The organism is Amycolatopsis sp. WAC 04169, from assembly GCF_003947535.1.
GTDB lineage: Bacteria > Actinomycetota > Actinomycetes > Mycobacteriales > Pseudonocardiaceae > Amycolatopsis > Amycolatopsis keratiniphila.
In genome coordinates this window covers 1-674 of record NZ_QHJI01000061.1, presented here as the reverse complement: position 1 = coordinate 674, position 674 = coordinate 1, and the positions used below count along the sequence as shown (strand labels likewise).

Below are 674 nucleotides of genomic sequence, written 5' to 3'. Positions count from 1 at the left end.
GGCGATTCGCCGAGCTCCAGGAGGGGCTGCGGCCGGACGAGATCGAGATGCAGCTCGCGATCAAGATCGACGCCGGGGTGGCGACCCTCGTCAAGAGCGGGGCCGAGGCCCAGCTCCAGATCACGCCCCGCTGGCAGACCGCCCCGGCCCCGCACCCGGCCCCGGCTCCCGCGCCAGGCCCGCACCCGGCCCCCGTGCCCACGCCCCACCCCACTCCCACCCCCGCCCCCGACGACCACGGGACCGGCACGGCCGACGGGGCCGGTTCGTGAACCGCGCCCTGCCGGGCCCGCGCATCCTGCCGTACTCCCGCGTCGTGGCCCAGGACGAGCTGAAACTGGCGCTGGAGCTCCACCACGTCGTCCCCCGCATCGGCGGTGTGCTCATGGCGGGACCGCGCGGCACCGCCAAGTCGACCCTCGTACGGGCCTTCGCCCTGATGGCGCACGACGCGCTGCCGGTCACCCTGCCCATCAACGCCACCGACGACCGCGTCGTCGGCGGCTGGGACCGCGACGCGCTCCTGCGCGGCGAGCCCCGGCCGCAACCCGGGCTGCTGGAGGACGCGGCGGACAAGGGGCTGCTCTACGTCGACGAGGTCAACCTCCTCGACGACCACCTCGTCGACATCATCCTGGACGTCGCCGCCACCGGTGTCCTGTCCGTGCAGCGCG

2 protein-coding genes are annotated in these 674 nt (G+C 74.9%); both read left to right on the top strand.

Annotated elements, in window-relative coordinates:
• Positions 1 to 272: CU044_2847 family protein (locus DMC61_RS41000; RefSeq protein WP_199750244.1), on the top strand; the 272-nt coding region annotated here is incomplete at its 5' end.
• Positions 269 to 674: AAA family ATPase (locus tag DMC61_RS40995; RefSeq protein WP_199750243.1), on the top strand; the 406-nt coding region annotated here is incomplete at its 3' end. The genes DMC61_RS41000 and DMC61_RS40995, both read left to right, overlap by 4 nt.